Annotated in this window: 13 protein-coding genes; 7 read left to right on the forward strand and 6 right to left on the reverse strand. The window is 42.8% G+C overall.

What is annotated here, in order from left to right; genetic code table 11:
* Positions 1 to 183: 183 nt before the first annotated feature.
* The 5 genes from ACFSMW_RS08085 (at position 184) to ACFSMW_RS08105 (ending at position 4163) form a co-directional block, all read left to right on the forward strand.
* Positions 184 to 1077, forward strand: coding sequence for a LysR family transcriptional regulator (locus ACFSMW_RS08085; protein ID WP_390354608.1), 894 nt, complete (start codon positions 184 to 186; stop codon positions 1075 to 1077).
* Positions 1078 to 1380: 303 nt separating this feature from the next.
* Positions 1381 to 1530 (forward strand): hypothetical protein, encoded by a 150-nt coding sequence (locus tag ACFSMW_RS08090; protein ID WP_390354610.1) that lies wholly within the window; start codon positions 1381 to 1383, stop codon positions 1528 to 1530.
* Between the two features lie 173 nt (positions 1531 to 1703).
* A complete protein-coding gene (locus ACFSMW_RS08095) occupies positions 1704 to 2873 on the forward strand; it encodes a GNAT family N-acetyltransferase (RefSeq protein WP_390354612.1) in 1170 nt (389 codons plus the stop codon).
* A 40-nt stretch (positions 2874 to 2913) separates the two neighbouring features.
* Positions 2914 to 3555 carry a CPBP family intramembrane glutamic endopeptidase gene (locus ACFSMW_RS08100; protein WP_390354614.1) on the forward strand — a complete coding sequence of 214 codons (642 nt, stop codon included), beginning with the start codon at positions 2914 to 2916 and terminating at the stop codon, positions 3553 to 3555.
* A 74-nt stretch (positions 3556 to 3629) separates the two neighbouring features.
* Positions 3630 to 4163 (forward strand): hypothetical protein, encoded by a 534-nt coding sequence (locus tag ACFSMW_RS08105; protein WP_390354616.1) that lies wholly within the window; start codon positions 3630 to 3632, stop codon positions 4161 to 4163.
* 57 nt (positions 4164 to 4220) lie between these two features.
* On the opposite strand, the gene ACFSMW_RS08110 is transcribed toward ACFSMW_RS08105, so the two are convergent.
* Both ACFSMW_RS08110 and ACFSMW_RS08115 read right to left on the reverse strand, forming a co-directional pair.
* Positions 4221 to 5408: a class I SAM-dependent rRNA methyltransferase gene (locus ACFSMW_RS08110; RefSeq protein ID WP_390354618.1), complete on the reverse strand. Its 1188-nt coding sequence runs from the start codon at positions 5406 to 5408 to the stop codon at positions 4221 to 4223.
* 63 nt (positions 5409 to 5471) lie between these two features.
* A complete protein-coding gene (locus tag ACFSMW_RS08115) occupies positions 5472 to 6377 on the reverse strand; it encodes a TetR/AcrR family transcriptional regulator (protein ID WP_390354620.1) in 906 nt (301 codons plus the stop codon).
* Between the two features lie 299 nt (positions 6378 to 6676).
* Between ACFSMW_RS08115 and ACFSMW_RS08120 the strand changes: the two genes are divergently transcribed.
* Positions 6677 to 9910, forward strand: a complete 3234-nt coding sequence (locus ACFSMW_RS08120) for an efflux RND transporter permease subunit (RefSeq protein ID WP_390354622.1) — start codon at positions 6677 to 6679, stop codon at positions 9908 to 9910.
* 217 nt (positions 9911 to 10127) lie between these two features.
* On the opposite strand, the gene ACFSMW_RS08125 is transcribed toward ACFSMW_RS08120, so the two are convergent.
* The gene (locus ACFSMW_RS08125; RefSeq protein ID WP_390354624.1) at positions 10128 to 11318 is read right to left on the reverse strand and encodes a coenzyme F420-0:L-glutamate ligase; all 1191 of its coding nucleotides are present in this window, start codon (positions 11316 to 11318) and stop codon (positions 10128 to 10130) included.
* A 114-nt stretch (positions 11319 to 11432) separates the two neighbouring features.
* Between ACFSMW_RS08125 and ACFSMW_RS08130 the strand changes: the two genes are divergently transcribed.
* The gene (locus tag ACFSMW_RS08130) at positions 11433 to 12329 is read left to right on the forward strand and encodes a LysR family transcriptional regulator (RefSeq protein WP_390354626.1); all 897 of its coding nucleotides are present in this window, start codon (positions 11433 to 11435) and stop codon (positions 12327 to 12329) included.
* A gap of 6 nt (positions 12330 to 12335) precedes the next feature.
* Here ACFSMW_RS08130 and ACFSMW_RS08135 read toward each other — a convergent pair whose 3' ends face one another.
* The 3 genes from ACFSMW_RS08135 to ACFSMW_RS08145 are packed head-to-tail and all read right to left on the reverse strand — an operon-like array spanning position 12336 to position 14086.
* Complete coding sequence (locus ACFSMW_RS08135) at positions 12336 to 12791, reverse strand: CBO0543 family protein (protein ID WP_390354628.1); 456 nt, start codon at positions 12789 to 12791, stop codon at positions 12336 to 12338.
* Between the two features lie 28 nt (positions 12792 to 12819).
* Positions 12820 to 13287 carry a hypothetical protein gene (locus tag ACFSMW_RS08140; RefSeq protein WP_390354630.1) on the reverse strand — a complete coding sequence of 156 codons (468 nt, stop codon included), beginning with the start codon at positions 13285 to 13287 and terminating at the stop codon, positions 12820 to 12822.
* 4 nt (positions 13288 to 13291) lie between these two features.
* Positions 13292 to 14086 (reverse strand): hypothetical protein, encoded by a 795-nt coding sequence (locus ACFSMW_RS08145; protein WP_390354632.1) that lies wholly within the window; start codon positions 14084 to 14086, stop codon positions 13292 to 13294.
* Positions 14087 to 14102: the final 16 nt, after the last annotated feature.

Genomic DNA, 14102 nt, shown 5'->3' on the forward strand with positions numbered 1-14102 from the left:
GATCTCCTGCCGCAAACGGAATACATACCGCCAACATCTTTTCATTTATGGATCTATGTATTATTATAATACGTAATAAACCAAATGTATAATGCATTATTTTCATTGTTTTCATGCATATTGGTTATGAATTGAAAGAAGCCAAAGATTCAACCTCTCTGGCTGGAAAGGCAGTGATGCTAAGTGGAATGGCAGCAACTATCCTATTTTAAAACGGTCGCTGAACTGCAGCATATGACGCGAGCTGCTGAGCAATTATCGATTTCCCAGCCGGCCTTGAGCCGCTCCATGTCACGCTTGGAAGAGGAACTCGGGGTTCCGCTATTTGAGCGTAAAGGACGGACCATCCTGCTGAATCGCTACGGCGAGCTATTTTTAAAAAGGGTTTATCGTATGTTAGAGGAATTTGTGGAAGGTAAACAGGAAATAAGAGATTTGATCGATCCGGAAAGCGGGGAGGTGTCGCTTGGATTTTTACACACCTTGGGGACGGAGAAGATCCCGGAGTTGATTGGTGCGTTTCGGGCGGCGTATCCCAGGTTAAGTTTCCAATTCACGCAAAACAACTCCTATGCCCTCATTCAGCAAATGGAAGCGGGGGCTTTCGACTTATGTTTGACGACACCGATTGCATCCAGCATGAAAATCAATTGGCAGAGGTTATGGCGTGAAGAATTATTCGTGATTGTTCCTTTGGGCCATCCTTTGGCAAACCGCAAACATATCACACTGGATGAAATAGCTGGTGAGGATTTTATTGCCATCAAAGAAGGAAACTCCCTGAGACAGATGACAGATTACTTTTGCCAGGAAGCAGGGATGCGTCCAAAAATTCTCTTCGAAGGGGAGGAGATTCACACACTTGCCGGGCTGGTTGGTGCTGGGCTCGGTGTGTCGCTTATACCTGACGTCAAAGGGTTGGATTTTCATAAAATCACCCGTCTGCAAGTCACCAGACCAATGTGTGAACGCTCACTGGGAATGGCGTGGATTGAGGGGAGATATCTATCTCCCGCAGCAGAACGCTTCAAAGATTTTGTCGTCAACTATTTTGCAGAAGGCACCACACTGGACTAACACGTTAAAGTGCTAGGCTGGAAAGTTGCATTGTGTATGTTGCATACGAACATACAGGCATTGAAAGCCGATATTCCAGTTGAATATTGAAAAGAGCTGGTTGAAAAGAACTTCATTTCACTACACGCTCTGTTGCCGAATAAAAAAATGAAAACATATCCGATGTTTCTTTAAAACCAACTACTTGGTTTGGTGTCAGGTAGTTTTGCAGATTTACGGTTAACTCTTTATCTGTTAAACTATTTCCAAATGACTGACACCTCTTGAACGATCCATTTTGATTAGAGGAGAGGATTGTTTCTCGTGAGCGGAGAAGATGAACCGTTCGAAGATCTGAACATTCTGGGCAAAACACGCTTTGTGGCAGTTATTGCCTTCCTGATCGGTATCATTTTTGATATTCTGAAAAGGTCGTTTTGTTTGCAACGGTGGATTACAACAACAGCGCCGTAAGAATATACAATGGATTCTGTTCGTCTAGCTTTGCTTAATGGCTGCTGGTACATAACGTAGATGAGATTGTCAGCTCTATTACATTGGCAGGATTGTCTGAATTTTTAACAGCAGCACTCATTGTGGCGGCAGATCTCGTGTTTGACAAAAGAGTGATCTTAGGGGGAAGTAATATGAAGCCAATCAAAGTATTGTATGCAGAGGATTACGATGAAATTTTTCAGCTTTCTGAATTCGCTTTCCAGTATAAGCTTTCACCAGAAGAATTGCAAAAGAAAAAAGAGGAAGCATCCCGCCACACTATTTGGGGGTGGATGGATGACAATGCTAAAATAGCAGCAAAAGTTCATCTGATTCCGCTGACTTGTTATCTAAATGAGAAGCCTTTTGCCATGGGCGGGATAAGTGCGGTGGCGACTTGGCCTGAATACAGGAGACAAGGAATGGTGAAGCATCTGCTGCACCATGCTTTGCAGTACATGAGAAAAAACGGACAGATGATTTCATACCTTCATCCCTTCTCGGTTCCCTTTTATCGTAAATTCGGCTGGGAGCTCTGTTTCATGGAGAGAAAATGTACCATCCCGATGGAAGGCATGCGGCAAAACTGGGAAGGCAGAGGGTATGTGCGGCGAATAAGCACGGATATTCCGCTGTTACACGCCATTTATACCGGGTATGCCAAGAAATATAATGGGATGATGACCCGTGATGAGAAATGGTGGCAGCAACGTATTCTTCGCCAGGATTTTCATATTGCTGCCGCATATAATGATAGCAATCAACCAGAAGGATACATTATTTATCATGTGCAAAAGGATAAGCTGGAAATAGTGGATTTTGCTTACACATCCATGAATGGATGGAAGCTGCTGCTCCAATTCATTGCCAATCATGATTCGATGGCAGCACAGGTGGAATTGACCGTACCAGAGAACGAGCCGCTTTCACTATTATTGGAAAAGCCGGTTTTGGAGCAAAAAATACAATCCTATTTCATGGCCCGAATCGTAGATATTCCTGCTTTTTTGAAAGAATATTCATTTGCCAAAGGCTCGCACGCAGTGCAACTGGTTGTAGCGGATGAATTCCTTCCGGAGAATAGTGGTAGCTATGTGATAGAAAAACGTGATACAGATACATATGTTAATTTCACGAAAGAAGGTCACATTACAGCTGAAGACATACATATGAAGGTCCAGCAGCTCACGCAAATCCTGTTCGGCTTTGCCCGCCCGATGGAACTTCATCGCCTTGGTTTGATTCAAGGATCAGAAGCCTCAGTAAGAGAATTGGAATGGTTAATACCAGAAAGACAAACATATTTCGCTGATTTCTTTTAAAAACACGTGCTGTATCATTGGTGGAGACGGAGGGAAGCAAGTGAGGAAAAAAACGCGCGCATTGTATTGGATACTAGCGCTTATCGGGCTGCTTCAGCTTCCATATTTCATCCCTGCTGGTACACGGAGTTTGATGGAATGGCAGCGCGAGAATCTGAACTGGAATTATATCGGAATCGCCGCGAATTATTTTCTGTTTGCAATATATGCGGGATGGAGTGGGAAAAATCTCGGATGCTTCGGGGTGCATGCAGGTTTATGGAAACAGTGGATACGATGGTACGCTCTGCTGACAGGTCTTTTTTTGTTTACAACAAGAGGTATTGCTTTTTTTACGGAAGGACCGTTGGGGTTTCAAATCCCATTATGGACGACTGTCTTTTTCCAGCTGATCTATGTTGCTTTTGGCGAAGAACTGTTTTGGAGAGGATTCATTCAATCGGAATTCGGGATATGGATCGCTTCTATTGGCTTTGGTTTCATTCATTTCCTTCCAGGGGTTGTATGGCACGTAATGCTTGGGGCCGATTTCAACATGCTTTGGGGATTGGGGCAAATGATTTTTGCGATCGCCATCGGTTTTTTATTCGGCTGGGTAAGAAACAAAACGGATTCTGTTTACGCTTGTGTTCTATTGCATGGAATATACAATCTAAGCAATCATCTGTTTGTTCCTTTGTGACAGTTATCGGAAAATAAAAAACAAGAAATATGGATTTTTTTAATCATTGCGGCATTCAAAAGGCGGAGGAAAAAATGAACTTTGTAGCATGGACAATTGTAGCTTGTGAAATTGGATTTTGGATCTTTATCATATCCGGTTTGGTTACCAGATATATTTTCAATCAAAAGCGGATCGGGCTGTTTCTTTTAGCCATGACTCCACTAGTCGATGTTGCGCTTTTGATTGTAACCAGTATCGACATCTATTCTGGTGCAACAGCAACCATTGCACACAGTATTGCACCACTGTATATTGCTATTTCTGTCGTTTATGGAAAAAGTATGATCCGGTGGGCAGATGAACGATTTTTGTATTATGTCAAACGCCAGGGGCCCAAGCCGGAGCGAAAAGCAGGTATGGACTATGCCATACATAGCATGAAAGGCTCCTTGCTGCATGTCCTCGCCTATGTAATCGGCGGCGCTATGCTGCTGGGAATGATTCTCTGTATAGGGGATAGCGGGAAAACAGCGGAACTCTGGAATACACTGAAATATTGGGGGATTATCGTATTGATTGACAATGGTATTTCAGTGACTTATTTCATTTGGCCGCGGAAGGCTTGACCAGCCATGCAACGATAGGGGCAGCCCCTGTGTCTGCATGGCTGCAAGGTAGAAAAGTCAGCTTTCTTTTTTTACCACAGCAACTTTTAGGTAGTTCCCTTCCGGAAAATGGGGATTGGTACGGAAATCATTTGGCAGGGAGAATTGCTCCAAAAAAGTATAACGTGTGTTTGTTTCACGAAATGCCTTGTCAATGAATCCTTTAAATTTTTTCATGCCGAAGGAGGCATTATTTGTGGAAGCAATGATGATACCTTGTTTTTCTGTGATGCTGATAGCCTCCTTCATCAGCATAGGATAGTCCTTGGCGGTGGAAAAAGTCCTTTTTTTGGAACGGGCAAAGCTTGGGGGATCGAGTACCACCAAGTCAAAAAGTAGTTTTTTTCGGCGGGCATATTTGAAATAGTCGAAAACATCCATGACAATGATATCCTGTTTTTCGAAATCGATATCATTGGCGCTGAATTGTTCGATTGTTTTCGGTTTGCTTCGTTTCGCAAGATCCACACTTGTCGTCTTCGCAGCGTTCCCCAGAGCGGCAGCAACAGAAAATGCCCCTGTATAGGAGAAAGTGTTCAATACATGTTTATTCTTGGCGTATTTCTCCCGAATGGTTCGTCGCACGTCACGCTGATCTAAAAATATACCGACCATGGCGCCATCATTTAAATCAACAGCATACCGCATGCCGCTTTCTTTGATAATGATTGGGAACGTTTGTCGCTTTCCTTTGACAAAATCATCATCTTCCACGTACTGCCCTTTGGTATCGAAGCGTTTTTTTTCATAAATGGCTTGATAGTCCGTTGTCGCATCCAGTGCCTGAACAATCATTGATTTGAAAGTGAAAATTCCTTGGCTGTACCATTGGATGAGATAGCTTCCTGCAAAATAATCGATGACCAATCCGCCAATGCCGTCTCCTTCCCCGTTAAAAACACGGAAAGCATCCGTACTGTTATCTTGAAAAAAAGACTTTCTCCTATCTAAAGCGCTTTTGATTTTTTGTTTGAAAAAGGCAGCATCAATTGTCTCTTCCTGTTGTTGCGTCAACATCCAGCCGAGCCCTTTATTTTGAATCCCGTAATACCCTTTGCCGATGAATCTTTTTTTTGCATCTGTCAGTTGAACAATGCTTCCTTCTTCCATTCGATCAGGCATTGACTGAACTGTATCTTTCGTAATGAGTGGATACCCATTGCTGTAACGTTTGGCAAAGCTATCTTTAAGTTGTATTTCCCACATTCCAGATTCATCCTTTATATCCTTTGTCATCAGGCGTTGGGGGAGTCCCCCAGTTAATTCTGACTACAACACTTCCACGCCCAGTAAGTTTGCTATCCTATCACGATATGTATCAAAATCTTTCACGACCTTCAGATTAGCGAGCAATCCTTGGAACACAAATGTGTTCAGCTCAGGTTTCTCCAGCTGTTCCTTAAGCAATTGTATCACATCTAATAAACCTTGTTTCTGTGTTTCGGCTATGTCCATAATTTCAAGCTTTTCCTCCGCATCTGTCAGCAATCCTGCTGCCTGCCTCTGTTTATCAGCAGTTGAAAGAGAATGGTTGGGAAGCAAATGGGCAACATCACTGGATTTGATTACTGGTTTTTCACCATTATGGAATGCTTGTACTACATCGTCCATGCGGTTCATTAAAAAGTGGGCAATCCGGTCGGCATCCAGTCGAAGATCGTGGAAAAGGATAGTTGCCATATAACTGTTTCGCATTCCTTCAATCAACAGGATAATATCACTGATAAAAGGCTGGATGGCATTTCCGTATATTCTTTCCAGGTTTTGCTTGTACCACTTAACCATATCAAGCTGTGACTGGTGCATCACTCCTTGAAGTTCCTTATTGATGGAAAAGTTCTGTTCGCGTAAATATATAATGAAAAATTCACGTTGTTTACTTAGTTGATCAAAAGGTACCCGCAATTGCTGTCTCATAATTTCACGGGGAGACAGACCTGAGTTGTCAATTTTACCCAGCATTTCATGCATTTGTTCAAAGTAATACTGGAAAATAGCGATGTGCAATTTTTCTTTTGAGTCGAAGTAATGATAGAAAGCACCTTTTGATATGCCGCAATCATCTGCAATACCTTGAACAGAAGTGTTATAGAATCCGTGCTTTGCTGAAAGCTTGATTGCGGATTCGATAATTTCCTCTTTCTTTTCTTCCTTCATACGAATCACCCGTTTCATTCCCGTTGCTTTTATTATGACCAAGTGGTCAGTAAATGTCAAAGAAAGTTCAATCTATGAATAATTTATACTTGTATTCGACTGTCCGGTCAGTTAAGATAATTACTATGGTTTGAAGTTCTGTATGCAGAATTATCATTTTTTGACCGATCAGTCAGAAGAAATCTTACAATGTAAACGGCGGAGTTAGATTTTTATTTGAATCTTATTCACAGCTGAATCGTATAGATTAACGGTTTACATAAGCGAAAGAAAGCCCTTCTGCTGCTGAAATATAAAAGGGAAGAGGAGTGTACAATGTGAAGCAGGTTATCAATTTTGCCCTGAACAATAAATTTGCCATATGGATATTGACCATTCTGGTAGTTATTACAGGGCTTTATTCTGGTCTTCATATGAAACAGGAGACCATGCCGAATATCACCCTGCCAAATATCTCGATTATGACCACCTATCCAGGGGCGGCCCCTGATGAAGTGGCCGATAAAGTTACAGAACCAATCGAGGATTTGGTGAAAAATTTGGAAGGTGTCGAAACAGTCAGTTCCTCATCGATGGCAAATGCTTCGTCTATACAAATGGAATTCGATTTTGATACAAACATGGACGATGCGCTAAATGATGTGAAAGAGGCCGTTTCCAATGCGGATCTTCCGGATGGGGCGAAAGATCCCGATGTATCGCGGCTTAATATCAACGCATTTCCGGTCATTGCTTTAAGTGTCAGCGATCAGAATAAGACACTTGAACAACTGACAAACACAGTTGAAAAAGACGTCATCCCATCTTTGAAAGGAATTGATGGTGTTTCTGATGTACAAGTCACTGGCCAGCAGCTGCAAAAGGTGACAGTAGAATTTGACCAGAAGAAGCTGGACAAATATGGTTTGGACGAAGACAAAGTAAAACAGATTATCCAAGGATCTGATATGACTTACCCGCTGGGCCTGAATAATTTTGAAGGCAAAGTGAAAAATCTTGTCATCGATGGCAAGGTTGCAGATATGAAAGATTTGCAGAAGCTAAAGATTCCTTATACGCCACAGCAAAGCGCTGAACAGGGACAAATGGGTGGTATGGACCAAGACCAGGCAATGCAAGAGCAAGCAGGCAATGCACAACAACAAGGACAAATGCCAGGTTCCCAAGCCACACAGCAAGACCAAATGTCCGATGCGCAAGCTGCGCAGCAGGGTGATGCTGCAGCACAAGCACAAATGGAAATGAAGCTGCCAACTGTTTCATTGGACAAATTGGCCGATGTTAAACTGGTAAAAGAATCTGAGTCGATTTCCAGAACAAACAGCGAGGATTCGATCGGTATTCAGGTCGTTAAATCATCTGAAGCCAATACGGTCGATGTAGTCAATGCCGTCAAAGATAAGATGGATGGATTTGAAAAAAAACTTGGAATTACGTCTACATCGACGTTTGATCAGGGAGAGCCAATTGAAGAATCCGTCAGCACAATGCTTGATAAAGCTTTGTTCGGGATTATTTTTGCGGTTATCATCATTTTGCTGTTCCTGAGAAGCTTTAAAACAACCATCATTTCTGTCATTTCGATTCCATTATCATTATTAATCGCGATTTTCGTATTAAATTATATGGATATCACATTGAATGTCCTCACACTTGGGGCTTTAACTGTAGCCATTGGCCGGGTAATCGATGACTCGATTGTCGTAATGGAAAATATTTACCGGCGCATGTCGCTCCCGGATGAAAAATTACATGGAAAAGAGCTTGTCCGTGAAGCAACCAGACAAATGTTCATTCCAATCATGTCATCTACTATTGTGACGATTGCGGTATTTTTGCCAATGGGACTTGTACATGGTCAAGTAGGCCAGCTTTTCCTGCCGTTTGCACTAGCGGTCGTATTTGCACTGGCAGCATCGCTGCTTGTGGCAATCACAGTTGTTCCGATGCTGGCACATTCGCTGTTCAAAAAACAGCTGCAGGGTGAAAAAGCACAGCAGCATAAAGCAAAAGCGGAGAAAAAACCTAGCAGATTGGCTGCGTTTTATCGTAAAGTGCTCGAGGGGGCTCTGAATCATAAAATCATCACCTTCGGAAGTGCTGTCGTATTGCTTGTACTCAGCTTGTTCCTGATGCCTCTAATCGGCGTGAACTTCCTTGCTGATGATGAGCAGAAAATGGTCATGGCTACTTATACGCCAGAACCTGGAGAAACGCATAAAGAAGCCAAAGCAGTTGCAAGTGATGCTGAGAAAATGATCAGCAAACGAAATGGTATCGAAACGTATCAGTATTCACTTGGCGGCAGCAGCCCACTTGCCTCCATGGGTATGGGTGGCGGTGACAATTCCGCACTGTTCTTCATCGAATACGATAAAGACTACAAGAATTTTAGCGAAGAAAGCACCAAGATCATCAAAGACTTGAACAAACAAACAGATGTTGGCGAATGGAAAAGCATGGACTTCGCAAGTATGGGCAGCGGCCTAGAACTGTATGTCTATGGGGATAATCTGACGGATATCCAGAAGGCTTCCGACAAAGTGGAAAATATTCTGAAGGACAACAAAGATCTGGAAAAAGTCGATTCCAGTATCTCTGAAGCCTATGATCAGTACACACTTGTCGCCAATCAGAAAAAATTGAGCGAGTATGGCTTGACCACTGCTCAAATCGGTATGGCATTAGCTGATAATAAAGACAGCTCACCGCTGACGACAGTGAAGCACAACGGTGATGATGTCAATGTTTATGTGGAAGTAGAGAAAGATGATTATGATAATATCAAGGAACTCAAAAAGAAAAAAATAGAGACGCCGCTCGGCACGACAGTCGAAATTGGTGATGTCGTAGACGTGAAAGAAGGAAAGTCACCAGATACTGTACAGCGAAAAGACGGCAAGTTATATGCATCTGTCAAAGCTGATATCAAGACGAACGATGCCGGTGCTGTTTCAGATGCAGTACAAAAGAAAATTGACAAACTCGACCTGCCTGACGGAGTGAATATTGACTTTGGCGGAGTAACAGAGGATATCAATGATTCCTTCACGCAATTAGGTTTGGCGATGCTTGCGGCAATCGCGATTGTCTATTTTGTACTTGTGGTAACGTTCCATGGAGCATTGGCGCCATTTGCCATTTTGTTCTCCCTGCCGTTCACCGTTATCGGCAGTCTTGTCGCCTTGTGGATTGCCGGGGAGCCTTTGAGCGTATCAGCCATGATTGGTGCGCTGATGCTGATCGGGATTGTAGTTACAAATGCAATTGTGCTGGTGGACCGTGTCATTCACAAGGAAAAAGAAGGTTTCACAACCAGAGAAGCCTTGCTGGAAGCAGGTGCTACACGCTTGCGTCCGATCCTGATGACAGCCTTGGCCACAGTTGGCGCGCTGATTCCGTTAGCGATTGGCATAGAAGGCGGCGGTTTGATTTCCAAGGGGCTTGGTATCACTGTTATTGGCGGGTTGATCAGTTCTACATTATTGACACTTGTCATTGTGCCAATTGTGTATGAAGTGCTAGCCAAGTTCCGTAAAAAAGAAAAATAAATGAATAGGAAAGGACAGTCTGCTTTGATGACAGACTGTCCTTTTTTGTGTGGCCAAAATGCTTCTAAGAAAGGTGTCGGAATGGGCCAGGCTGGGGCCTTTCCCATATAGTGACAGCCTGGCTAGGTTCGATCGAAATTCTGCAGCAATAAATCCCGAATGCGGGCACAGCCTGTCTGCCAATCCATTAAAAAAGAGAGGACGCCGCCCCTCTTCATTATTTCGTATAATTATCAAAGTAACCTTGGATGAATACAATCGGTGTTCCTTTGTCACCGCTTCCTGAGGTCAAATCAGATAAAGATCCGATCAAATCCGTTAATTTCCTTGGTGTAGTGCCTTGTGCTTCCATCGCGCCAACCAGGTCGCTCTCTTTTTCGCCAATATATTTGAAGACAGCCTGCTGCAGTTCCTCACCGCGAAGGTCAGCGAAGTTGTTGTCTGCCAGATATTTCAGCTTGATTTCATTTGGCACGCCATCCAGACCCGGCGTGTACGCAGGGGATACAACTGGATCGGCTAATTCCCAAATTTTACCTACTGGATCTTTGAATGCGCCATCACCATAAATCATGACCTCCACGTTTTTGCCAGTCTTTTCTTTTAGGACATGTTGGACTTTATCGACGACAGGCTGGCAATCCCGTGGGAACAATTTGACTTTGTCCTCTGTGGATTTGTTAGATCCGAGTAAACCATATTGTTCATTAAACCCGCTGCCATCAATAGGTGCTGCCAGTATATCATCAAGACTGTACACTTTTTCCGCACCATTCGCATTTAAAATCCGTTTTGTTCTTGCTCTTGTATGGATATCACAAGTAAGTACACATTTTGTATGATCTAGAATTGTTTTCGCGTTGTTGGAGAAAATCACTTCACATTCCACGCCATAAGATTCGATTAGTGATTTGTAATAATCGATATAGTCGACACCTGTAAAAGCATGTTTGTTATAACCGAAGTATTCACGGAATTGGACTTCTGTGAGGACATCTGTCCAGGGGTTGACGCCTTTAGCGTCCAGCTCATCGATGTCGACAAGATGGTTGCCTACTTCATCAGAAGGATAACTAAGCATCAAGACGATTTTTTTAGCTCCCTTTGCAATACCGCGCAAACAAATGGCAAACCGGTTGCGGCTCAGGATAGGGAAAATGACCCCGATGGTATCCTCTCCGAACTTATCATGGACATCCTGTGCGATATGGTCGACAGTTGCGTAATTTCCTTGCGCACGGGCAACGATGGATTCTGTTACAGAAACAATGTCACGGTCGCCAATACTGAATCCTTCAGCTTCGGCTGCATGCAGTACGCTGTCCACAACAATGTCAGCAATATTGTCTCCTTCATTAATGATGGGGCAGCGAAGCCCTCTTACAACAGTTCCAACTACTCTATCCATTCAAATCTCTCCTCATGGCTCGATTTCATTATTTAACTCCTACTTGTACTATACATCCCATTTGTGGTATAAGTAAAATTAATTATAGTAATAGTGCATATAAGGAGTATTAATATGGTAGGGAAATTAGATGCGTACAAAATTTTTTGGGTGGTCGGGAAGCATGAGAGCTTCTCCAAGGCTGCCAAATCGTTATTCTTAACGCAATCGGCTGTCAGCCAAGCAATTGGGCAGCTGGAAAGAGAGCTGGATACACGCCTTTTTAACCGCACACCTAAAGGAGTGACGTTGACTGATGAAGGCAGCCACCTTTTTGAATATGTCCAGTCCGCTATGCATTTATTAGAATCAGGAGAGGAAAAAATCGCTGCGTATAAGCATTTAGCAACCGGCGAGCTGAAAATAGGTGTGAGTGATACGATTTCGCGGTATTTTTTACTCCCGTATCTGGAGATATTTCATAATTCGTATCCTGGCATCAAATTCAAAATTGTCAATGGTACTACCGCTGAAACCATTGCAATGCTAAAAAAAGGTGCGGTAGACATGGCCATTTGTAATTTTCCCGTAGAAGATGCTGTATTGGAACAACGGCCTTTTATGTATGTCCATGACATGTTTGTTTACGGAGAAAAATTTAAAAAAGTGCTTTCTGGAACAGTCAGTCTGCAAAAGCTGGTGAAGCTGCCATTGATCTTTCTGGAGCAAAAAGCAAACTCACGAAAATTCATCGATGATTATCTGCTATCGAAAGGGATAAGAGTGAATCCCGAATTTGAACTCGGTTCCCATGATTTACTCCTTGAATTTGCCAGGATCAATTTGGGGGTTGCCTGTGTGACGAAAGAATTTTCCAGAGAATACCTGAAAAGGGGAACAATATTCGAAGTGAAGCTGGAAGACCCTGTTCCCAAACGCAGCATCGGTGCCTGCTTCCTTCAAACCGTGCCATTGACCCCGGCGGCGAAAAAATTCATGGAGCTTATCGAACGAAGGCAGGACAGCATTTAATTGCTTTCAACCCTTCCTTTGAAGCCATCTGACAAACTTTAAATTGTAAAAAAGTATTAAATATAAAACTGGATAGCTGGGGGCGGAATATCTGAATTTCCATCCCGTGTGTTTGAAAGAACCTGTCTGGACAGCCAGCCATTCATAACCAAGCGCGAATAAAGACCAAATGAGCAAATAGACGATTTTCCATATAAACTTTTTTTGTCCTGGGAAATAGTTTAAGAAGAGGATATTCACAAGCGGATAAAGACCAAGCACAATAATAAAATCCTGGAATTTCATTTCATAAAGCCCTGCATACCAGTAAAGGCGAAAATTCAACCCCAGAATATGGTCAACTGTATATGCCAGAGTGGTTGCAAAAAAAATCGTGCTGTATATTTCCAAACGGGATAAACGAATATTGGATAATATTAGCCAAACCAAAAGCATCATGAAAGTTATCACTGATAAAATCATGTTATCCTCCTTTACATTGGCCTACAAACTAAAGTTCCCTGTCCAGTTTCGCAACCCCGAATGCAAGATTATCCCAACATATTCGTTCGACCATTTCAGTCTGTTCGTGTTCACAATAGATGATAACAATTAGCTCTGTTATTTTTCCTTTGGTTTTCCGCTGTCGACGCTGTTTTCTTTTCGTCTTGAGAAGGTCTATGGTAAAGCCGATAATGAATCCAGCCACAGCGCCAATGATCCCCCATATAATCGGACCCCATGCCAATCGGAAGCCCACACTGGCTCCGATGACGGAGAATGCTGTTGCCAGAGCGGCAGCGATATCAAATAAACTGGCACCGTCTGATCGGTGTATCGTATCAAATAATTTTTTGCTAGTGCTAGCGTTATCAAGTGGCACAGCAAGAATATTTTCTTTCGGGATATTTCGTTTCTCTAATGCGGAAAGTGCTAATTCGACATATATGGAGTGATCGAAAGTAGCCAGCACATACATTTGCTCACCTATTTCTTTTGACAAGATTCAATGGTAATTTGAAATGAGGATCTTGGTATCGCTGTTTTAAAAAGTTTCTTTGATCGCTATCAAAAAGTTTATTATTTTCTACGGTATTGACGTAGGCATCATACATGGAAAAAAAGTAGAGAGAAGGGAAAAACAACAGCCATTCGGGATCGAGTACTGTCTTCGCAAGCGGGAAGTCACCGATAACAAGATAATACAGGCCTTCCAACGCATGGGATTGATATACAATAATGACCACCCATACGATGATAAAAAAGGCTGTCAGGATTCTGTGAATATATAGCTGCCCTGTCCCCGGCATGAAAAATGACCACATGACAGCAATCCACGGTTCCCTTTTATCCAAATAATTGATTTCCATCGATGTAACCTGGAAATTGATGAAATTGGCATTTTCCCTATCTGCTAATAAATATTCCTTATTCATGTCTACAGAGGTCCGGTAGCTGTCCCAGATCGCATAAATATAAACAGGGATATATAAAAGCACCCATCTTGGTTCCAATACTGATGTCGCCTGCTCAAACCGCCCCTCAAACGTGTAAACCATCGATAAATTCAATTGGGAATGGACGTTCACGACAATTTCCCATATGAATAGGATGAATCCTCGCAGATATTTGGAAAGCAGCAGGTGACCAAAGCCGGGAAAGGCTGCGGACCACCATGCAATAATATTGGGGTTCCTTAAATGAATTTGCGTGGTTCCCAGTGGACTGACATAGGCTTTGTATCGCCGCGCGCGATCTGTATTCGTATCATTCTGCAAACAAATCTCCTCTTTA

Source organism: Tigheibacillus halophilus, from assembly GCF_042683165.1.
GTDB lineage: Bacteria > Bacillota > Bacilli > Bacillales > Amphibacillaceae > Tigheibacillus > Tigheibacillus halophilus.

Excerpts from the sequence above, each read along its gene's own strand:
- ACFSMW_RS08095 (WP_390354612.1), top strand. The coding sequence starts at position 1,704 with ATGAAGCCAATCAAAGTATTGTATGCAGAGGATTACGATGAAATTTTT.
- ACFSMW_RS08105 (WP_390354616.1), top strand. The coding sequence starts at position 3,630 with ATGAACTTTGTAGCATGGACAATTGTAGCTTGTGAAATTGGATTTTGG.
- ACFSMW_RS08110 (WP_390354618.1), bottom strand. The coding sequence starts at position 5,408 with ATGTGGGAAATACAACTTAAAGATAGCTTTGCCAAACGTTACAGCAAT.
- ACFSMW_RS08115 (WP_390354620.1), bottom strand. The coding sequence starts at position 6,377 with ATGAAACGGGTGATTCGTATGAAGGAAGAAAAGAAAGAGGAAATTATC.
- ACFSMW_RS08125 (WP_390354624.1), bottom strand. The coding sequence starts at position 11,318 with ATGGATAGAGTAGTTGGAACTGTTGTAAGAGGGCTTCGCTGCCCCATC.
- ACFSMW_RS08130 (WP_390354626.1), top strand. The coding sequence starts at position 11,433 with ATGGTAGGGAAATTAGATGCGTACAAAATTTTTTGGGTGGTCGGGAAG.
- ACFSMW_RS08135 (WP_390354628.1), bottom strand. The coding sequence starts at position 12,791 with ATGATTTTATCAGTGATAACTTTCATGATGCTTTTGGTTTGGCTAATA.
- ACFSMW_RS08140 (WP_390354630.1), bottom strand. The coding sequence starts at position 13,287 with ATGTATGTGCTGGCTACTTTCGATCACTCCATATATGTCGAATTAGCA.